The 20,282-nt window shown below is 44.7% G+C and carries 17 protein-coding genes; 13 read left to right on the top strand and 4 right to left on the bottom strand.

What is annotated here, in order from left to right; translation table 11 throughout:
• The first annotated feature begins 48 nt into the window (after positions 1-48).
• The 7 genes from FKN16_RS20130 (at position 49) to FKN16_RS20100 (ending at position 6,979) form a co-directional block, all read left to right on the top strand.
• Complete coding sequence (locus FKN16_RS20130) at positions 49-249, top strand: restriction endonuclease subunit S (RefSeq protein WP_005392406.1); 201 nt, start codon at positions 49-51, stop codon at positions 247-249.
• Between the two features lie 248 nt (positions 250-497).
• The gene (locus FKN16_RS20125) at positions 498-1,166 is read left to right on the top strand and encodes a LuxR C-terminal-related transcriptional regulator (protein WP_150917684.1); all 669 of its coding nucleotides are present in this window, start codon (positions 498-500) and stop codon (positions 1,164-1,166) included.
• A gap of 228 nt (positions 1,167-1,394) precedes the next feature.
• The gene (locus FKN16_RS20120) at positions 1,395-2,051 is read left to right on the top strand and encodes a LuxR C-terminal-related transcriptional regulator (RefSeq protein ID WP_109169191.1); all 657 of its coding nucleotides are present in this window, start codon (positions 1,395-1,397) and stop codon (positions 2,049-2,051) included.
• A 207-nt stretch (positions 2,052-2,258) separates the two neighbouring features.
• Positions 2,259-2,849 (top strand): calcium-binding protein, encoded by a 591-nt coding sequence (locus FKN16_RS20115; RefSeq protein ID WP_005392412.1) that lies wholly within the window; start codon positions 2,259-2,261, stop codon positions 2,847-2,849.
• Positions 2,850-3,000: 151 nt separating this feature from the next.
• Entirely contained in the window at positions 3,001-4,719 is a 1,719-nt protein-coding gene (locus FKN16_RS20110) for a type I secretion system permease/ATPase (protein WP_170903435.1), read from the top strand.
• Positions 4,694-6,034, top strand: a complete 1,341-nt coding sequence (locus FKN16_RS20105; RefSeq protein ID WP_005392416.1) for an HlyD family type I secretion periplasmic adaptor subunit — start codon at positions 4,694-4,696, stop codon at positions 6,032-6,034. The genes FKN16_RS20110 and FKN16_RS20105 overlap by 26 nt, the downstream gene beginning before the upstream one ends.
• 96 nt (positions 6,035-6,130) lie before the next feature.
• Positions 6,131-6,979 (top strand): mechanosensitive ion channel family protein, encoded by an 849-nt coding sequence (locus tag FKN16_RS20100; RefSeq protein ID WP_005392418.1) that lies wholly within the window; start codon positions 6,131-6,133, stop codon positions 6,977-6,979.
• A gap of 99 nt (positions 6,980-7,078) precedes the next feature.
• On the opposite strand, the gene fhuB is transcribed toward FKN16_RS20100, so the two are convergent.
• The 4 genes from fhuB to FKN16_RS20080 are packed head-to-tail and all read right to left on the bottom strand — an operon-like array spanning position 7,079 to position 12,906.
• A complete protein-coding gene (gene fhuB / locus FKN16_RS20095; RefSeq protein WP_170903434.1) occupies positions 7,079-9,046 on the bottom strand; it encodes a Fe(3+)-hydroxamate ABC transporter permease FhuB in 1,968 nt (655 codons plus the stop codon).
• Positions 9,043-9,972 carry an iron-siderophore ABC transporter substrate-binding protein gene (locus FKN16_RS20090; RefSeq protein ID WP_170903433.1) on the bottom strand — a complete coding sequence of 310 codons (930 nt, stop codon included), beginning with the start codon at positions 9,970-9,972 and terminating at the stop codon, positions 9,043-9,045. Before FKN16_RS20090 ends, fhuB begins: the two co-directional genes overlap by 4 nt.
• Positions 9,963-10,748 (bottom strand): ABC transporter ATP-binding protein, encoded by a 786-nt coding sequence (locus FKN16_RS20085; RefSeq protein ID WP_170903432.1) that lies wholly within the window; start codon positions 10,746-10,748, stop codon positions 9,963-9,965. Before FKN16_RS20085 ends, FKN16_RS20090 begins: the two co-directional genes overlap by 10 nt.
• 52 nt (positions 10,749-10,800) lie before the next feature.
• Entirely contained in the window at positions 10,801-12,906 is a 2,106-nt protein-coding gene (locus FKN16_RS20080) for a TonB-dependent siderophore receptor (RefSeq protein ID WP_170903431.1), read from the bottom strand.
• Positions 12,907-13,051: 145 nt separating this feature from the next.
• Here FKN16_RS20080 and FKN16_RS20075 point away from each other — a divergent pair, with 145 nt between their 5' ends.
• From FKN16_RS20075 to FKN16_RS20050, 6 genes are all read left to right on the top strand, one after another.
• Positions 13,052-14,905, top strand: coding sequence for an ABC transporter ATP-binding protein (locus FKN16_RS20075; protein ID WP_170903430.1), 1,854 nt, complete (start codon positions 13,052-13,054; stop codon positions 14,903-14,905).
• Positions 14,906-15,141: 236 nt separating this feature from the next.
• Entirely contained in the window at positions 15,142-16,176 is a 1,035-nt protein-coding gene (locus FKN16_RS20070) for an ATP-binding protein (RefSeq protein ID WP_167713270.1), read from the top strand.
• Positions 16,173-16,871, top strand: a complete 699-nt coding sequence (locus FKN16_RS20065) for a response regulator transcription factor (protein ID WP_065645694.1) — start codon at positions 16,173-16,175, stop codon at positions 16,869-16,871. Before FKN16_RS20070 ends, FKN16_RS20065 begins: the two co-directional genes overlap by 4 nt.
• 151 nt (positions 16,872-17,022) lie before the next feature.
• Complete coding sequence (locus FKN16_RS20060; protein ID WP_023584582.1) at positions 17,023-17,676, top strand: TrkA family potassium uptake protein; 654 nt, start codon at positions 17,023-17,025, stop codon at positions 17,674-17,676.
• 1 nt (position 17,677) lies between these two features.
• Entirely contained in the window at positions 17,678-19,042 is a 1,365-nt protein-coding gene (locus FKN16_RS20055; protein ID WP_021484042.1) for a TrkH family potassium uptake protein, read from the top strand.
• Between the two features lie 248 nt (positions 19,043-19,290).
• The gene (locus FKN16_RS20050) at positions 19,291-20,217 is read left to right on the top strand and encodes a LysR substrate-binding domain-containing protein (RefSeq protein ID WP_005392445.1); all 927 of its coding nucleotides are present in this window, start codon (positions 19,291-19,293) and stop codon (positions 20,215-20,217) included.
• Positions 20,218-20,282 lie beyond the last annotated feature (65 nt).

The following is a 20,282-nucleotide window of genomic DNA, read 5'->3' as shown; positions in this document are numbered from 1 at the left end:
AGAATAGCCGAAGTTTAAAAGTTCACTAACTAAATTTAGGTAAGTACTATGAATGACTTCGAAAAAGAACTAGAGCAGATTTCTCAGGAAGCCGCTCAGGAGCCAGAAGTAAAACTGCCGTCGCTAGAAGAGCAAAAAGCGATCGTCGCTGAGCTAAAAAAGCTGGAAGCAGAAGGTAAGTTGACGCCAGAAGTGTTAGAGCAACACTTTGGTAAATTTAACCAAAAAAACTCTGTTCCAGTTCACTAAGCTAGGGTGAGGTTTCGGCTCTAACGGGCGCGACAAAATCACCAACTCAAATACAAAAAAGGGAGTGTATGCTCCCTTTTTTAATGCCTGAAAAATGCTAATACCTCTTACAGACTTGCCACTTAAAAATTATTGACACTTCAATGAGTTATTAATTAGTACTAGTTATTTTCATACTTGACAATACTACTGCTCTATCTAAATCTATTGCGTATTTCAATAAAAGCGACCAAGGGAATGCGATCAGGATGGAGCAACAAAAAACAAGAAATGTCATTTTAATCACGGAGGGCAGTCTGCAGTCATCTCTGCTGAAAGATGTATTGGAGACCAAACTCGGTATTAGTGTTGCTCTAATCACACCAGACTCTCTTATTCACGGAGCGTTAGATTCGCCTTTAGCGTCAGCCATTATTGTTGATTGCAGCGTGATCACTGATGAAATCTTTCGGCGTTATTCGGAATTTAAAGAGTCGCAACAGAAAGATACGCTCGAAATCTTAATTAATTGTGATCAATCCATTTCGACTGAAGATCTTTTTGCTTGGCGTACTCTAGCAGGTATTTTCTATACCTCTGATGATATAAAAACGCTGCAAGTTGGGATTGGTAAGGTACTTCAGGGGGATATGTGGTTCAGCCGTAAGTTTTCTCAGCAATACATTACTCACCTTCGTCGCCACTGCAAACCTATAAATAAGAATGTTCCCGCTATTTTGACCAAACGAGAGCAACAAATAATTACCTTTCTCTCTATGGGGGCTTCCAATCAACAAATTGCCGAACAACTATTTGTGAGCGAGAATACGGTAAAGACTCATTTACACAATATTTTCAAGAAGATTGAAGTAAAAAATAGAGTCCAAGCACTTATTTGGGCGAAAGAAAATATTTCGGATAACTCGTTAACAGTGTAATGTTCTTGAAATATTACGTTATTTAATTTAGTGAATTCTTAATCATTGCTGTGACCTAAATGTGTTAAAAGTGTTTCTTTTATGAGAAACACTTTTTTTGATTCTCTTTTTAATAACTTTGGAATTTAAAAAAGTAGCAAATAACTTTACTCTGTGGACTAGCACTTACATATCACACTAAGTGCGGACGATTAACGACTAATTTAAGAATGTTAAGTCACTGAAAGTATGAGAAACATTATGGAACAGTATATGGAAAAGCCTGAAGTCCTAATGCTCACTCAACAAAGTTTACAGAGTGAAAACTTTAAGGAAATGCTTTCTAAAAATATAGAAACTAAAATAACGATCATAGATACTAAAAACCCTAGTTATCACGAACTCATTCCGGAACGCTACTTTTTGCTTGTTGATTTTTCAGTTGAGATTCCATCCGAAACTTTAGTTTATTTAAAAGATAGTAATAAAGTGCTAGGAACCATAATGCTTAATTTAGGTTATGACTTAGACACAGAAGAACTCGCCTCATGGCCGAATGTCAAGGGTATATTCGGTCCGGGAGACTCCATGGACAAGGTGTGTCAGGGGTTAAAAGCAATAATAAAAGGAGATAATTGGCTGTCTCGAAGATTACTGGATCAGCTGGTTAATTATTATCGAGGAAAAGAAGCGAATAGCATTATTGAGCCTGCTATCGAGGTAGAGCTTACTCGGCGTGAAATTCAAGTTTTAAAAATGTTGAAAGAAGGAGGCTCAAATATGGAAATTGCTGATTCTTTATTTATCAGTGAGCATACTATTAAATCACATCTATACAATATTTTTAGAAAGTTAGAAGTAAAGAACCGTACGCAAGCAACAAGTTGGGCTAGGCGAAATCTGTAGTACTAGTATTAACTTACTGTAATAAAAAGAAAATACTCTATAAAGTACTAAGTTTTATATTTATTATTAAAATGTCAGTCTGAAATATCATCCCATATTCAAACTTATTCCTATTCGGTTGACTATTAGACTTCTCATGTCTGTTACAAATCTACTCAGACATAGAATAAAAGGTCTATTCAATTATTAAGACAAGAGGGAATAAAAATGAGCACAAGTGACAATGACACGTATCTAGGCGATGCAGGTGTAAATAACCAATTTGCTGATTTCGATGGCGGCGATGACTTGTTTATTGGTTTTGGTGGTAATGATTCGTTTGTTGGCGGTGGCGGTAACGATTATGTGATCGGCGGCGACGGTGATGATCGCCTAACTGGTGGTGCTGGTGATGACATCTTAAGGGCTGGTACAGGAAACGATTACCTCGGCGGTGGTACAGGTAATGATTTGCTTTTGGGTTTGTTGGGTGACAACAAACTAAATGGCGGCGTCGGTGAAGATATTCTTGTAGCTGGTTCTGGTGATAATGTTCTAGTTGGCGGCAGCAATGGCGATAAGTTTGTGTTCACGGATAAGTTTGGTGGCCATGGCGAAGCAAAAGTTGTGGATTTCACCATTGGTGAAGATTCGTTGCACATTATTAGCGACTCGGTCACAGACTTCGGTGATTTAAGCTTTAGCTATGATGCTGTAGGTAATGCCGTGTTTACCGATGGTGCTGATCTAACCGTGAAACTCATTGGCGTTACCGAAACTGACATCAATACTTACGGTGCGGATTTATTTGCAATCTAAATGGCTTAAATCACTCTAAATGGGATTAGTTTGTGTGGCTCTGTCACGCTGAGGTGAACTAACTCGGTCATTCTAGAGTGTATTTGAGGCTGTCTTAAGTTAGGTGCTAGCTTTTGCTGGCGCCTACATTTCAATTTAAACGGAAATAGTCGTGCAAAAAACGGTTTTCAAAGAAGTGAGACAAAAACTATGCACGCTTGCGGGCTTGCTAATCGCTTTTAGCCTTTTTATCAACATACTAGTCCTCTCGATTCCCTTGTACATGCTTCAAGTGTACAACCGAGTGATTTCCTCCTATTCAACCGATACGCTACTCTTGCTCACTATTATCGTGATTGTCGCGTTACTAACTATGTCGATTATTGATATCGCTCGCGCGCAAATGAGTAAATCATTTGGTTATTGGATGGACACCAAACTGTCCACTTTTATGCTTAAGCGCAGCATTCAATACCAATCGCACACAGGGAAGAGTTACACCTCGCAAACGCTGCGAGACATTCAGAACATCAAAAGCTTTTTGAGCAGCCAAGCACCCTATCCACTATTGGATGCGCCTTGGACACCGCTGTTTATTTTGTTCGTATATTTATTGCACCCAGTATTGGGTCACATCGCGTTACTCGGGTCTATCGTATTGTTTAGTCTCGGGCTACTCAATGAGCTAATGACGCGTAAAACCATGCAAGAAAGTGAAGTTAGGGCGATCTCTCATATCAACAACGCCGAGTTAGCCACGCAAAATGCCAATTCAATTCTTGCTATGGGGATGATGAACGCGTTCTTAGAGAAATGGCAGTCGCGCGTGAATGAAGTCAATATGCTCGAAGAGCGAGTGGCGGGTAAGTCCATTTACATGGCTAACTTTTCTAAGTTTGTACGTGGTTCACTACAGATCTTTTTGCTGGGAGGCGGAGCATGGTTAGTGATCCAACATGAGATTACTGCGGGAGTGATGATCGCGAGTTCCATTTTAATGAGTCGGGCACTCTCACCGATGGAGCAGGCGATTGGTACATGGCGAAGTGCTATGTCTGCTAAAGGCGCGTATAAACGGCTAAAAGAAATCGACGCAATCGTGCGTCAAGATGAATCGAATATGCCACTGCCAAAGCCAAAAGGACACTATGAACTTACTGGACTTGCTTATCGCCATCCTGGCAGAACAGAGCCTGTACTCTCATCGATCAGCTTATCTATTCCTCCCGGAGTCGCTGTCGGAGTTATTGGCCCTTCTGGTACTGGTAAATCGACGTTTGCTCGGTTGTTATTAGGTACGATCAAGCCATTAGCAGGTAAGGTTACGCTTGATGGTATGGAAGTGTCTACTTGGGCATCGGAAGATCGCGGCGCCCATTTTGGTTATCTCGCTCAAGAAGTAGAGTTGTTTCCTGGCACAATTCGGGAGAACATCGCGCGCTTCAAAGAAGAAGACCCCGCTAAAGTCATCAAGGCGGCGCAACTAGCAGGATGTCATGAATTAATACTCAAGAAAAACAAAGGCTATGATTTCGTTATTGGCGAAAATGGCCGTGGTTTATCTGGAGGAGAAAGGCAGAGAATCGCACTTGCAAGAGCCGTTTATGGCGATCCATCTATTGTGATTTTCGATGAAGCTAATGCCAACCTTGATGGTGAAGGAGAGGCTGCATATCAACGTTTGATTGCCCATTTAAAGGCGCAAGGCTCAACGATTATCGTCATTGCCCATAATCCGAGTACATTACGACAAATGGATAGATTGCTGTATTTGGCTGAAGGTCGAGTCAAATTATACGGTGCTAAAGATGAAGTATTAAAACGCTTGATGGGCGAAGAAAGAACAGATATTCCAAGGGTAAGAAATGAGCAATCAACTGCCAGCCGTTAATCAGCATCCGTCTGAAACCGTTTATCGTTTTAGTCCGCAAGCGAAACTAAGCTTTCGAAAGCCAATTTTACTTGGTGTGGTGACGCTAAGTATTTTTCTTGGTGGCCTAGGCTACTGGGCTGCGACAGCGAAATTAGAGAGTGCTGCAATTGCTTATGGCGATTTGTCTGTTCTCACTAAGCGACAAGAAATTCAACATCTAGAAGGCGGCATTATTGAAAAGCTGTACGTGCAGGAGGGAGACTTGGTTGAAAAAGGTCAATTATTAATTCAACTCTCTAAGCGACAAGCTATGGCGAAGTTGGATTCATTAAGTGGTCAGTTTATTCATACTCTAGCGAAGGAAAACCGTCTAAGTGCTGAGCTAGATGAATTGCCAACGATCGTATGGTCTGATGATCTTGAAAGTATTCCTCGCGTCGATATCGTCCAAGAAGCTCAACTGGTTCAAAACAAGATCTTTGAAGCGAGAAAGCGATTCTTTGATAGTAAGCTGAGCATCATTGAGCAGAGTATTTCTGGGGCAAATTTGGAGCTGGAAAACCTCCAGCAAACCAAAGTAATTGAGAGAGAAAGACTCAATTTTATCGCCGAAGAAATAGACAGTAACCAAGCTCTAGTTCAAAAAGGCTTTTCGGGTAAATCCACCTTACTTCAACTCAAACGTCTTGCGGCGGAAGTGCGGAGTACCTTAAGTCAGTTAGACAGACAATCACTCACAGTAAGCAAAAGGTTGGATGAAAACCAAGCGCAAATTGAAGAGTTGAAGCTTGAAAGACTAAATGAGATTGTCGAGGAGCTACGAAACACCAAAAAGGAAATCGTCGCCATTCGTGAAGAGTATCGCTCAGCACAAGATATTGTAGCGAGAACAACCATCAATGCACCTATTGCAGGCCGTGTGGTCAACATGCAGGTGTTTACTGAAAAAGGTGTGATTGGTTCGGGTGAAACGCTATTGGAGTTGGTTCCTCAAGACGATAAGTTGTTAGTCGAGGCTCGCGTGAATCCCCAGGATATCGATTTAGTTAACCCAGGTCAGCAGGCGCATGTTCGTCTGACCGCTCTGAATGCTAGAACGTTGGCACCATTAGACGGCACGGTGTTAACGATTTCTGCGGATAAGCTTTCACAAGAAAACCAAGAGGATTTTTACCTCGCTAGAATTGCAATTTCGCAAGAAGATGTAGCCAAACACCGCTTAACTTCAGGAATGAACGCGGAAGTGCTTATTTTATCTGAACCGCGAACGCCTTTAAGTTATTTAATAAAGCCAATCACTGAAAGCATGAATCGCGCTTTTAGAGAGGAGTAATCTCAAAAGTACTTGAGTGAACACGGACAACTGACAAAATAATTTGTTATGGTTACCCGTTACTAGGCCGTATTTTAATTCTAAGGGAGCCGTGGAATGGAGAAAGTGCAGTTAGTCGTCGATTTTCTTCTCACTCATAAACTGATTTTTACCGCACTGATCTTTGTGATTATGTGGTTAATTCGTCGTACCATTTTATCGATGATTCGTGGTGACCATGCCTTTCTTTCTGAAGATCAGCGCAGCTGGATGTCCAGAACTAAGAACGGCACCTTTGCCGTTACATTACTGATTTTATTTATTTTATGGCAATCAGAAATAAACGAGTTTGCTCTAAGTGTCACGGCGATAGCGGTTGCCATTGTTGTGGCATCCAAAGAGATAATTTTGTGTTTTACAGGCTCGATTCAAAGAGCAAGCTCACGTTCTTTTCGTGTCGGTGACTGGATTGAGGTCGGTAAACTGTGCGGCGAAGTGATCGAGCACAATATGATGGCGACGGTGATTCAAGAGATCGACCTGCACCATGGGCAATATCACTACACCGGAAAAACCGCGACCTTACCCAATAGTATGTTTTTTACTTACCCAGTAAAGAACCTCAATTTTATGAAGCGCTACGTCTACCACAATTTTTCTATCGTGGTGAAAGACTTCGTTAATTTGTATCCTCTGTTACCAATCTTGACCGACAAGATTGAAGAGCATTGTAGCTACTTCAGTGATGTTGCGCATCGCTACAACGCGATGATTGAAAAACACGCTGGGGTCGATCTTCCCGGTGCAGAGCCACATATGCATATTTCTAGTAATATCAATGGTGAGCAGATTTTGCATGTTATGATTTTCTGCCCGACCGATAAAGCTAACCACTTGGAGCATTTGATTCGTAAAGACTTTATGGAACTTTATGAGCAGCGCTTTCCTGTGGTGAGTGAAAAATAGAGAAGTGTCGTACGCCAGTTAAAACAAACCCCGCTATCAAACATAGCGGGGTTTGTTTTTCTAACGGTATTTCCAGCTCTAACTATATTCCCTGAATACTTAGCTGAATTTACTTTTCAGCATTAAAAACAGAAAGTAAGTACTGCCTAAAATAGCGACCAATGTGCCAGCTGCGACCTGACTTGGATAAATAGCGATTTGTCCCAGCCAATCTGCCCACAACATTAGGGTTGCACCAATTAAGGCTCCGACACTTAGTTGCTCTTTCACTTTTCTTGCTCCTAACATCATCGCCATATGGGGAGCGACCAAGCCAACAAAAGATATCGGACCAACTGTAGCGGTAGAAAAGGCGCATAATAAAGCCACGATGGTGAGCATTAGCGTATTGGCTACGGTGGGGTTAAGTCCTCGTGCATTTGAGAATTGTCGTCCGATGGAAATTAATGTTAGCCAGCGAGAAATCGCGAATACAGCGGTAAGCAGAACCATTATTGCCAAACATAGCATCAGTGCGGTGTCGGCTGTGACTCGATAAATTGAACCAGTTAGCCACAATAAAATTTTGTAACTGTCACCAGAACCTTGAGCTAGCGAAAATTGAACGAGGGCTTCCAATAGTGCCGTTAGTGCGATGCCGGACAACACGAAGTTAGATGGATTAAAATGGCTTCGTTTACCGATAATCAGCAATAACATCAATACGGACATACTTCCGAAAAAAGCGATACCCCAGTTAAATGCGGAGAGAAGTGACCCAGCGATGACTCCAGTCGTAATAATGGCAAACGTGGCTCCGGAAGACACACCGAGAATATCGGGACTTGCCAGAGGGTTGTAAACAATGCGTTGCAAAATGATTCCGGCAACGGATAGAGCAATACCGACAGAAAGTGCGGTTAACATTCGCGGCCAGCGCAATTGCCATTGAAACTCCCCTGGCACGGACCATTGGATCCCGTTTATACCATGGGTAACGAATGAGTAAGCTAGAATCCCAACCAGACTGAATAGCGCAATGCTGCATACCGCGCGTTTAGAAAGCGCCGTTTTTCCTTGGCTCATTGAAAGGTTAAGTTGATCGGTTGCCGTCAGCTTTTTACGAGTAAACCAAATTAAAGCGGGAGCGCCAATAGCTGCAGCCGCTACGCCGCTAGGAATGGTTTCCTCTAACCATAAGCTTAGCGAGATGGCGGCAGAGTCGGTGATGATTAATAGCATTGCGCCCATTAGCATGCTGCTGATCAATTCGTCGCGTGGCGTTCTCGCTCCCATTGCACGGGCGATGTTTGGTGTTAACAAGCCGATAAAACTGATGATACCAACCGCAGTGATTGAGGCTGATACCAGCCAAATACCCATCACCATTAACGTGCTAAAAGCAGGTAATACCGCTAAGCCTCGGGCTGCTGCGCCTTCTTGCCCTAGTTTCATTAGAGTCAGAATACGTGGTGCGACGATCAAAATGACGATTGCGATAGCGCAGCGAGGCAATAACCACTCAAACCAATCCCAGCTGTATTGTGAAAGGTCGCCCGCTCCCCACATAAAAATATTCTGTGCAAACTGGGCGTTTAAAATAATAATGGCTGTGGCGATAGAACCGAGCAAGATATTGATCACCATCCCCGAAACGACCAACGGCAAACCTGTCATATTACGCACACCGGCAATAGATACGATCAGGCCAAACGCCACTAAGGCGCCTACCATTGCGGCTAATGCAGAGTAGTCGGCTACCCAATCAACAAACCAAATGTTTACCACGACTAATGCAAGCCAAGCCCCAGAAGAGGTGCCAAGAGTCAACGGCGAGGTGAGGTTGTTCTGCGTTAATTGCTGCATTAAGCTGCCGGTGAGACCAAGCATGGCACCAACAAGCAGGGTAACACTTAACCTAGGAAGCTGAGCTTGCGTAAAAAATACGTCACGAAATTCGCTCGCTACCTCTGGTTTTGTTAATAATTGCCACTGTTCGAAGAGTGATAAATTAGTGTCAATTTGTAGACTAAAGACGCTAAGTAACGTAATCAGCGCCAGATAACCAATATAATGTTTCGTTCTCATTGCTTTGGTGCCAACTCTATTAGACTGTCGGTAATCGCTTCAGCGGTGTATTGCAAAGACATAGCACCGCCATACGCCCACACTGCTCTGACTGAATTTACCCGCTGCTTCTTTACAAACGGCATCGCTTGCCAAAGTGGCGAATCTTTCAGTTTGCGTTCTTCTGGGAAAGGTTGTACGTAGAGAACATAGCTGTTGTGAAGGTTTTGAAGTCGATTAATCCGATCTTGCTTTACCCCCCACGCACGCGGAGCCTCTTTAATTGGAGTCTGTAATCCCAGCTTTCTGACCACGTAGTCAGTGGTGGAATTTTCGGTTGCAAGAAACACCGTATTCGGCGTTGAAAAACGCATCACCAGAACACTGAGTGGTTCAGAGTAATAGTGGCGAATTCGCTGGCGCATCTGCGCAAATGAAGCATCTAATTCTGCCAGTTTCTGTTCAGCAAGTGCCTCTTTATTGAATAGCTTGCCGAGCGTACGAAAATGACGAATGGCCGTTTCAGCTGCGGCCTCACTTTCAGAAAAATTAGGTAAATAGATTACCGGAGCAATTTGTTTGAGTAACGGAATCAAGTCTTGCTGTGGAGACGCAGTAAGGATGACATCTGGCTTCAAGCTGGCGATTTTTTCTAAGTTGGGCTCGGCTCGGGTTCCAATATCTTCGATTGACTCTGGCGCATACGGATTAACCACCCATTGGCGGTAGCCTGGTAAATTGGGGGCGGCAATTGGTTCCACGTCTAGCGCCAAAACTTGTTCTAGGATGTCCCAATTTAAGGCGATAACGCGCTGCGGCGCTTGCTCAAAACTATGCTCACCATATTCATCGGTAACGGTGATGACTGCATTTGCATTAGTCATAAAAAATGCTAACAGAAAAGCAGATTGTGTAACCACAGTAAGTAAACGAGCTATTATGCGCATACAACAGCCACCTTTTGGCTCGCCAATGTGTTGGCTGGAGTTGGATGATCAATGAGCTTAATTGGTGATTCGTAAAGTGCAGACAAACGCGCTTCATCAAGCAGCATTTCGGCGTTGCCTTCAAAGGCAATTTGACCTTTTTTGAGCGCAACTATGTGGGTTGCGTAGCGCAATGCTAAGTTCAAATCATGCAGGATCACGATAATGCCTACGTTCTCGGTTCGATTCAGCTCTGCCAGTAGCGCCATCAGCTGAAATTGATGGTGAACATCGAGCGCGGAGGTCGGTTCATCTAGGATCAAAATCGGTGATTGTTGAGCCAACAGCATCGACACCCAAGCGCGTTGGCGCTCGCCGCCCGATAAGTCATCCGCCAAAGCTTGAGCAAAAGGTGTAACTCCTGTTCGTTCCATAGCCTGCGTGATGATCTGTTTGTCTTCAGCTTTCCAACGACCAAGTGCGCCACGCCACGGAAAGCGGCCTAAGCGCACTAGCTCTTCTACCGTTAAACCAGCCGAGGAGGGCAGCTTTTGTGGCAAATAGGCTATCTGCTTTGCCAGCTCTTTGGTTTTGAGTGATGAAAGGGAAGTGTCGTTTAATGCTACTGTGCCTTTATCTGGTGACATTTGACCAGAAAGCAGGTTCACCAGTGTCGATTTGCCTGAACCGTTATGGCCTAAAACGACAGTCAGTTCATTCGTTGGGATGTTAAGTTGGTCGATGCCGAGGATCTGACGTCCACCTCGAACGATCTCAATATTAGACAGTTGAAACATGGATGGCTCTCAGGAGAAAACTCCCCTCAAGAGAGGGGAGTCGAAAGTTCAATTACCAGCGGTAGTTTGCGTTTAGCATGACAGAGCGAGACTGGCCGTAGTAACACCAGTAATCGCAACCTGATACAAATTCTTTATCCAGAATGTTGTTCACGTTTAGCTGTGCTTGCCACTGTGAAGTGATGTCGTAAGTGACCGACGCATCCCAAAGAGTCACTGAAGGAACAGTTAGGTTCGAGCTCTTAGGGTTATCTTTAGATTCGCCCACATAACGAACACCAGTACCGATGTTTAGGCCTGGAATTAGGCTGTATGCGCTGTAGTCTACCCATGCCGAAGCTTGGTGTTCAGGAATAAGCGCGGCTTGTTTTTTGCCTTTGCCAAAGCTTTCGTCTGTTTTCGCTTTGGTGTAGGTGTAGCTTGCCATCAGTTTTAGATCGTCGGTTAGCTGCGCCGTGCTTTCAAGCTCAATACCTTGAGAAGTCACTTCACCCGTTTGTGTCGCGATCCATGTTGATGGGTTGGTCACCAACGCGTTCTTTTGCGTAATGTCGAACCATGCTAGGTTGATAAAGCCATCCATAAAGCTTGGCTCATACTTCACACCCACTTCTACTTGCTCGCCTTCTAGCGGTTTGTAAAGCTCATTGGTTGCCGCATCAATGGTGCTGATCACTTCAAACGACTGAGAGTAGTTTGCGTAAGGTGACAAACCATTGTTTGCAAGGAACATCACACCCGCGCTGAGAGACAACTGACCATCATCACGAGATTCGTTTTGATCAACGCCTGCGCCTTTGCCAGAGTTTTCTGTTTTCACCCAGTCGTAACGAGCACCCACGTTACCAATCCATTGCTCATGCAGTTTCAATTGGTATTGTGAGTAGACACTTGCTTGAGATTTCTCAATCTCACGTTTCACGTTCTTTGAAGGATCAAGTGGATTGAAGTTACCGTAAACTGGGTTCCACGGGTTGATGGTGCCAAACGCGTAGTTGTCCTGTTCGTCGCCATCGGTTTTGTGGAACTGCAGATCCATACCGACGAGCACTGTGTGTTCTGCGTTGTCTGTCATCCAGTTGCCGACAGCATTGTTATCGAACGTGATGCTCTGGTTTTTGCCGTCACGGAATACGATGCCTTGCGTTAATTCTTCTTTCGCCGGATCGTTGTTTGAGAATGCGTAAGAGCTGCGCAAGTACAACTCATTCGAACCGTAGTTGAGGTTTTGCGAGAATGACCACGTGTCATTGATGTCGTGCTCTAGCAAGTAACCTAGAGAGAACTGCGTGCGTTCGTATTTATCGTAGTTTGGCTGACCAAGGTTAGTCGAAGGATCGATTTTGCCAAAGTTAGAACCAATCAGAGTGCCTGCCGCTGGGAAAAATGGGTTGGTTGGCACACCGTCATCACGAAGGTAAGTGGCCAAAACGGTCAGCATTGTGCGGTCAGAAATGTCGAACTCGACGCTTGGCGCTAGATATAAACGCTCGTTGTTGGTGCCGTCCAGTTCGCCATCTTGGCTTGTCATCAGGCCAACCAAACGGTAGCGGATTGTGCCATCGTCGTTTGCTTCATCAGCAATGTCAAAACCAACAGACTGGTGTTGGTTGTTGCCCACTTCCACTTTTACTTCGCCTTGAGGCGTAAACGTTGGTTTTTTCTGTACTGCATTCACGATACCGCCTGGTGCCGATTCACCAAACAGAATAGCTGATGGGCCTTTAACCACTTCCACACTTTCTAGACCGTAAGGTTCGACCAACCATGTGTAGTAACCGTCGCGGAATAGGCGGTTGCCGTTTAGGTAAGTCGCAGCATCAAAACCGCGCACTTTGAACCAATCGGTGTCGTTGTCGGCGCCATAAGGCTGAGCGGTTACGCCAGATGTGTAGCGTAATGCTTCGTCCAATTTTTGCGGTGCACGAACGCGAAGCTCGTCTTCAGAGATAATAGAAACGCTGCGTGGTGTTTCTGTCGCAGGGGTTTCTACTTTAAGTGCTTGCGCGGTGACCGTAATGGTCTCCATTGCAATAATGTCATCTTGTACAACGTCTTCTTGAGCTTGTGCTGTGAATGCAACCACTGCTGCTGTTGGTGCCAAAGCACAGACCAACGCGTTACGGATCGCGATGGTCAGTAAGTTATTCTTTGTCATAAATATATTCCCGACAATTATGATTAACGCTAAGCTTAATTGTAATTATTATCATTTGAGCTTTTGTTTCGGTATTTTACTGACTTTTGTATCAAAAGATAGTAAAACGTTCGCAAATTCATTCGCGGTACTTAAAGTCGTTGTTATGTTCAATTGGTTTGAAAAACTGACCCAACCCTTTCCCCAGATGGAAACCGAAAAGCCACCGAAGACACTTTTTGGCTTCTGTCGCTTTTACACTCGTGGCTTTGAAGCCCCTTTACTTGTCATGGCTGTGTTCAGTGCGCTTATTGCCATTACTGAGGTGACGCTGTTGCGTTATATGGGTGAGCTCGTCGATATTCTCTCTAATCAAGATCGCGCAACATTCTGGCAAGATCAGGGTGAACGCATGCTAATGATGCTGTTCTTAGTGGTGGTTGTGATGCCAGCTCTCGGTTTTGTCCACTCAATGGTGATGCACCAAACGTTATTGGGTAACTACCCGATGTCTATCCGTTGGTTGATTCACCGTTACTTGCTAAAACAAGCGGTTGGATTTTTCCAACGTGACTTTGCAGGCCGAGTTGCGACCAAAGTGATGCAAAGTGCGTTAGCGGTACGAGAAACGGTCATGAAGTTGGTGGATGTACTGGTTTATATCAGCGTTTATTTTCTTTCGATGCTTTGGATGATGGGCGAGGCCGATGGTTTGCTGATGTTGCCTATTGTGATTTGGATAGGAATGTACGCGGTTATCCAGTTCTACTTTATCCCTAAAATGAAACAAGTAGCGACAGAGCAAGCGGATGCTCGTTCTGTAATGACTGGGCGCATTGTCGATTCTTACACCAACATTTCTACCGTAAAACTATTCGCGCACTCGCAACGAGAGTTGGAATACGCAGAAAGCAGCATGAAGCAATTTTTGGTGACGGTTTACCGCCAAATGCGCATGGTGACTTGTTTGTTGTTTAGTGTTGATGCCATCAACTATTTACTGCTGATGTCTATCAGTGCCATTTCGGTTTATTTATGGCTAGATCACGCTGTAACAATTGGTGCTATTGCGATTGCCATCAGTATTGCGTTGCGCGTACAAGGTATGTCGAAGTGGATCATGTGGGAAGTTAGCGCACTGTTTGAAAACATCGGTACAGTAGTAGACGGTATAAATACGATTTCAAACGATGTTGAAGTGAAAGACGTACCAAATGCTAAGCCTTTGCAAATCTCTCAAGGTGAGATCTGCTTTGATCACGTAGGTTTTAACTACAGTGATGAGAAGGCAGTATTTGAGAACTTGAATCTGACTATCAAACCGGGCGAAAAAGTCGGCATTGTCGGTCGCTCTGGGGCAGGTAAATCCACGTTGGTCAACTTGTTGCTGCGCTTTTACGACGTAAATAGCGGTAAGATTTGTATTGATGGACAGGACATTTCGCAAGTCGAACAAGAGTCGCTTCGCCAACACATCGGTATGATCACGCAAGACACCTCTTTGCTGCATCGTTCAATTAAAGAGAACATTCTTTACGGTGATCCAGATGCTTCAATGGATGCCGTTATCGCAGCTGCTGAGAAAGCACATGCCCATGATTTCATTCAATCTCTACGAGACGAGCAAGGTAACGTTGGCTATGACGTTGAAGTGGGTGAACGCGGTGTGAAGCTGTCTGGTGGTCAGCGTCAACGTGTGGCGATTGCTCGCGTGCTGCTGAAAAACGCGCCAATTTTGATCATGGATGAAGCAACGTCTGCACTTGATTCAGAAGTAGAATCGGCAATTCAAGAAAACCTTGAAGTTCTGATGGAAGGAAAAACTGTGATTGCGATTGCTCACCGTTTATCAACGATTGCCGCGATGGATCGTTTGATTGTAATGGATGACGGCAAAATCATTGAGCAAGGCTCGCATTACGAGCTGCTGCAATTGGGTGGTGTTTACGCTCAGTTGTGGAAGCATCAAACCGGCGGCTTTTTGTCTGAGCAAGGTGATGCTCAACTGCAAGTCATCTAATATGACGCTACACGAAAGAGGAGCAAATGCTCCTCTTTTTTATGTCTGCCGTTTATACCGAGTGAGTAGGCGTCAATGGGTGACGTTTACTTGTGATTATTCATTAAGTTAGGCCAACTTAATGATGGTTATGTCTATAACTTACTGTCGTTCTTGCATTTTTTACGCTTTTTTTACGCGAACTCCGAATGGGCTTTTGCTAAAGTTTCTGCATCGAATTTTGGTTGATGTACTTTATGTTTGCTCATTGGCGAGATAACACATTTCTCTTTTCTGCCATCGTGATTGTTGGCGCGGTTGTGGCCTCATGGCTGTTGGACCAATTGTTTGGCTCTACCGCTGCGGTCCTGCTGATTTTGCAGTTAGCAGTTGTGGTGGTGGCGTTTCAATGCAACTCGCGATTCGCTTATGCGGCGGCGGTGATCGAAGCGTTGAGCTTCAACTTCTTTTTCACGACGCCTCGTTACTCTTTGCAGATGCTTCGTCCGGAAGACATTTTTAATCTAGTCGTGTTTATGGTGGTGGCATTTATCACCAGCACTTTTGCAGATCTTTATCGTCGCCAGCAGGGCGAGTTAAAACAAACCAAGCTGCAAAACAGCATCCTGCTATCGGTGTCCCATGACCTACGCACGCCGCTGGCAACCATTATTGGAACATTGACCACACTCAACGAGTACATGCCCAAGCTCAATGACTTAGAGCGTAAAGAATTGCTCGACAGTGCGACTTCAGAAAGCCACCGCTTGCATCAATATATCGAGAACCTCTTACAGGCGACTAAGCTCCAGCACGGTACATTAAAAATTACCAAAAAAGACGAGTCGATTGCAGATATTGTTCGGGATGCGGTTTCTCGTTTGCCGAATTACACCGAGAAAGTGTCCATGAATATAGATGATTCCGTTGGTCATTTGTCAGTAAGTCGTTCGCTCATCGAACAAGCGATTTTTAATGTGTTGGATAATGCCATGCGATTTTCACCAGAGAATGAATCTGTTGAGGTTTCACTTTCTAAGCAGGGTTCGTCGTGCGTGATTGATGTTCGGGACATGGGGATTGGCATCAAAGCTGAAGATGCGGAAAAAATATTCAACCTTTTCTATTCCGGCGTGAACAACAAATCGGCCGATTCAGGAACCGGAATGGGACTCGCGGTTGCCAAAGGCATCATCACCGCACACCAAGGAGAGATTCAATCTATGCCAGTATCAGAAGGGACGCTGATCCGCATTCGACTTCCACTCAATCAAGGAGCAGAGCAGGCGTGAGTTACAAAGTTTTAGTCGTGGACGATGAGCCTCGCATTCATACCTTTATTCGAATTTCGCTGTCTGCTGAAGGGTTTGATTACATTGGCGCGAGTACCATTGCAGAAGCCAAAGCGTGTTTCGAAGCGCATTCGCCGCACGTCATTCTGCTAGATTTAGGCTTGCCCGACGGCGATGGGACGGAGTTCCTCACTACGCTTCGTCAGACGTATAAAACGCCAGTGTTAGTGCTGACAGCTCGTGATCAAGAAGAGGAAAAAATCCGCCTTTTAGAAGCGGGCGCGAATGATTACTTGAGCAAGCCTTTTGGCGTAAAAGAGCTCATCGCGCGCATCAAAGTGCTGGTTCGAGATTTGGTGGATGAGCAAGCCGTCGCTGATGAGCTGGTGGCTGGCCGAGTCAAAATCATCAAAAGTACTCACCAATTTTGGTTGGATCAGAGGGAAATTCCACTCACCAAGAAAGAGTTTTCTTTCATTGAACAGTTGATTCTCAAGCCGGGAAAACTCATTGAGCAAACTCATTTGCTATCGGTAATTTGGGGAAAAAGTCATATCGAAGATACTCACTACTTACGCGTGTTAGTGAGTCAACTACGCAAAAAACTGAACGATAGTGCTGACGAACAGCGGCTATTAAAAACCGAGCCGGGGCTGGGTTATCGTTTAGTGCTTGAGACGTCCAAGCACCACTAAATTCCAAATTTAATCAACGTTAATGCCAAGGTTTAGTGCTGGTTATCGGCACTCGAACAGGATTCGTGTTGCCTATTTTCCGTGACGGAAAGTCAGTCTAGCCCTTAGCGCATTAGCATTTTCTATACATAAAACACAGTTAGGGATTGATATGGCTCACTTTACAGTAATTGGTTTAGGGCGATTTGGCGTTGCCGCCAGCTTAGAACTTATTCATCTTGGACACACCGTAACGGGGGTGGATAGCGACCCGAAAATCGTCGAAAAATACGTCGAAGAGTTAACGCAAGCGGTCATATGTGACGCAACAGACGAAGGTGCACTCAGAGAGTTAGCGTTAGCGAACAGTGATGTGGTGTTGGTGGCGATTGGCGAAGACATGCAGGCCAGTTTGTTGTGTACGCTGGCGCTGAAAAATCTGGGTGTGAAATCCATTTGGGTCAAAGCGAGCACCAAAGCGCACCACACCATCGTGTCTAAGCTTGGTGTACAGCGCATTATTCATCCGGAAGAGGAGATGGGCGTAAGAGTCGCGCAGGCACTCAACTATCCGATGGTGAACAACTATTTAGAAATAGGGCATGGTTTGTATGTGGTGGAAATCCACGTTAAATCCAATCTGCACGATACGCCGCTTTCTAAGTTGATCAGCCGAGGCAGTTACAACATTCAGCCTATCTTGGTGAAGCGCGAAGAAGCCGTCTACACCAATATCAATGATGAGTTTGTGCTTAATGAGTTCGACACGCTGTTGCTTTGCGGTAGCCGCGCTGAGCTGAAATACGTCGCTCCAAGGTTGGTGTAACATGGTTTTGTGGCATCCCTCTATTATCCCAATCGAGCGAAAACCCAAAGCGGGCAAAAAATTGTTGGGCGCACCGCCATTAATACTTAGCCTCAGCTTTGCATGCTTGATCATGCTCGGCACAGTTTTACTCAAACTGCCGATTGCCACCACAGAGCCCATCACTTGGATTCAAAGCCTGTTTACAGCAACATCGGCCATTACGGTGACGGGATTAGTTGTGGTGGACACGGGCACGGCGTTTACGCCTTTTGGGCAAGTGGTTATTGCTTTCCTGATTCAATGTGGTGGCCTAGGTTTAATGACGTTTGCCATCGTGACCTTGCTGGCTCTGGGCGGAAAAATTGGCTTTTTGGAGCGCGCCGTCGCGAGAGAGGCGTTCAACCAAACTGACTCGTCGACACTCATTGCCACTGCTAAATCTGTATTGATGTTCGCTCTGCTCGTTGAACTTATTGGTTTCACTATTTTGAGCGTTTATTGGAGTGAAGAGCTGGGCTGGAAAACCAGTCTGTTCCATGGTTTCTTCTACACCATCAGTGCGTTTAACAATGCAGGTTTTGCGTTGAGTGCCGATAGCTTAATGCCTTACGTGGACGACCCGGTCGTTAACTTCACCATTACCAGTTTGTTTATTATTGGTGGTTTAGGCTTCTCGGTTTGGATTGACTTAAAACGCAATCGCCGTTGGCACCGACTCACCGTTTACAGTCGAATGATGATCTTAGGCACGATGATCATTAACGTGGTGGCACTTATCGCGATTTACCTGATTGAATATGACAACCCCAACACGCTTGCCCCGTTGAGCGAAGCAGGGAAATGGTGGGCATCGTGGTTTCAAGCGGTGACGCCAAGAACGGCAGGGTTCAACACTTTAGCTATCGATCAGTTGGAAGATGCCACAACGGCGATCATTCTGGTGTTGATGTTTATCGGCGGTGGATCACTGAGCACGGCAAGTGGTATTAAAGTTGTGACATTTATGGTGTTAGTCTTGGCAACTTACAGCTATTTACGTCGTGATGAAGCAACCTATGCCTTTCAACGCGAGATTCCCAAAGAGACCATCAGCAAGGCATTGGCGCTGACTCTGATCTCGGTGGGTGTGACTTGGTTTGCCATATTCACGCTGTTACTGACAGAGAAAGCGTCTATGTTAGACATTATGTTCGAAGCGGTCTCGGCACTGGGTACGGTTGGTTTGTCGCGAGGCTTAACGGGCAGTTTGTCCGAACCGGGTGAGTTAGTGATCATCTTCATGATGTTTATGGGACGATTAGGCCCCCTTACTTTGGCGTACTTCTTAGCCAGTCCAAGAAAGAAAAAAGCGCGTTACGCGAGCACTAAATTGGCAATAGGGTAAATGGGCTAACTCGGAGAAAGTGAGCAAAAGGCTAAGCATAAGAGGAGTAACTGCTCCTCTTTTTTGTGCTCGTTGTAGCCACGAAACTGTATACGGTTGCCTCTCTCACAACAATTTATGATTCATCTCTATTTTTTATCATTTATAAATTGTCGTTTTTGAGGTGTTGTCCAGAATGACATTATCCACGTGCAACATAAGATTGCCGGGAATAAAAATAATTACAATACTGCCTTACTGGAAGATACATGAAAATCAAACCCCTCCCACCTTTAAATAGCCTCGTTGCGTTTGAAGCATCGGCGCGGCACTTGAGTTTTACGTTAGCCGCTGACGAGCTAAACGTGACCCAAGGTGCTATCAGTCGCCAAATTAGACAATTAGAAGAATACTTAGGCAAGGCTATGTTCACGCGAGCCAATCGAAGCATTAACTTAACGCCTACAGGTCTTCAATATTATCAAGCCGTCAGCCAATCTTTGCTCGATATTGCTCAAATCACGGGTGAAGTGAAGAAGTGGCAGGGCGAACAAAAGATCACGGTTGCGACGACAAATGCAATGGCCGCTTTGTGGTTGTTGCCTAAGGTTGCTCAATTTCAAAATGAACATGATGACATCGATATAAGGATATTGGCCTCAGATAATGTGTTGGACTTACGCCGATTAGATTGCGATATCGCCTTGTTTTATTGTCGCACTCCACCTGCGGAAATGGATGTGACAACGCTATTTTCAGAAGAAGTCTTCCCTGTGTGTAGCCCGCTTTATTTAGAGAAAATCGGCCAGCCTAGTGAGCCAGAAGAAATCTTCAATAAAACGTTACTCTATCTGGAAGAGTCTCAAAGAGATTGGGTGAATTGGGAGCAGTGGTTTGCGAGTGTAGGGTTGCCAAATATTTCGCCTCGTAATCGCATGAACATCAACAACTATCCAATGCTGTTACAAGCGGCAATTAATGGTCAGGGCATCGCGTTAGCTTGGGGCTCATTAGTGGACGACTATTTACAAAGCGGTGCTTTGGTTAGGCCAGTCGAACACGTTCTTTCAACTCCCTCTAATTTTTCTATGCTTGAACCTAAAAATAGAGGTTTAATCCCAGCAAGCGTCAAACGTTTTAGAGAATGGCTTTTGCATCAGTTGCCAGATGAAGTGGGTGACCGAGGCCTAGCCTAAATCAATAAGCAGAGAAAAGAACAGAGTTTGGTCATGTTAAAAAAGCGGGAATATCAGTTCCCGCT

This window comes from Vibrio sp. 11-4(1) (assembly GCF_013048625.1).
Lineage (GTDB): Bacteria > Pseudomonadota > Gammaproteobacteria > Enterobacterales > Vibrionaceae > Vibrio > Vibrio diabolicus.
The sequence above is the reverse complement of the archived record's forward strand: the minus strand, read 5'-3'. Positions and strand labels throughout refer to the sequence as shown.

Bases quoted from the DNA above. Each gene is read 5' to 3' on its own strand.
- FKN16_RS20130 (WP_005392406.1), top strand. From the start codon at position 49: ATGAATGACTTCGAAAAAGAACTAGAGCAGATTTCTCAGGAAGCCGCT.
- FKN16_RS20125 (WP_150917684.1), top strand. From the start codon at position 498: ATGGAGCAACAAAAAACAAGAAATGTCATTTTAATCACGGAGGGCAGT.
- FKN16_RS20120 (WP_109169191.1), top strand. From the start codon at position 1,395: ATGAGAAACATTATGGAACAGTATATGGAAAAGCCTGAAGTCCTAATG.
- FKN16_RS20115 (WP_005392412.1), top strand. From the start codon at position 2,259: ATGAGCACAAGTGACAATGACACGTATCTAGGCGATGCAGGTGTAAAT.
- FKN16_RS20105 (WP_005392416.1), top strand. From the start codon at position 4,694: ATGAGCAATCAACTGCCAGCCGTTAATCAGCATCCGTCTGAAACCGTT.
- FKN16_RS20100 (WP_005392418.1), top strand. From the start codon at position 6,131: ATGGAGAAAGTGCAGTTAGTCGTCGATTTTCTTCTCACTCATAAACTG.
- fhuB (WP_170903434.1), bottom strand. From the start codon at position 9,046: ATGAGAACGAAACATTATATTGGTTATCTGGCGCTGATTACGTTACTT.
- FKN16_RS20090 (WP_170903433.1), bottom strand. From the start codon at position 9,972: ATGCGCATAATAGCTCGTTTACTTACTGTGGTTACACAATCTGCTTTT.
- FKN16_RS20085 (WP_170903432.1), bottom strand. From the start codon at position 10,748: ATGTTTCAACTGTCTAATATTGAGATCGTTCGAGGTGGACGTCAGATC.
- FKN16_RS20080 (WP_170903431.1), bottom strand. From the start codon at position 12,906: ATGACAAAGAATAACTTACTGACCATCGCGATCCGTAACGCGTTGGTC.
- FKN16_RS20075 (WP_170903430.1), top strand. From the start codon at position 13,052: ATGTTCAATTGGTTTGAAAAACTGACCCAACCCTTTCCCCAGATGGAA.
- FKN16_RS20070 (WP_167713270.1), top strand. From the start codon at position 15,142: ATGTTTGCTCATTGGCGAGATAACACATTTCTCTTTTCTGCCATCGTG.
- FKN16_RS20060 (WP_023584582.1), top strand. From the start codon at position 17,023: ATGGCTCACTTTACAGTAATTGGTTTAGGGCGATTTGGCGTTGCCGCC.
- FKN16_RS20055 (WP_021484042.1), top strand. From the start codon at position 17,678: ATGGTTTTGTGGCATCCCTCTATTATCCCAATCGAGCGAAAACCCAAA.
- FKN16_RS20050 (WP_005392445.1), top strand. From the start codon at position 19,291: ATGAAAATCAAACCCCTCCCACCTTTAAATAGCCTCGTTGCGTTTGAA.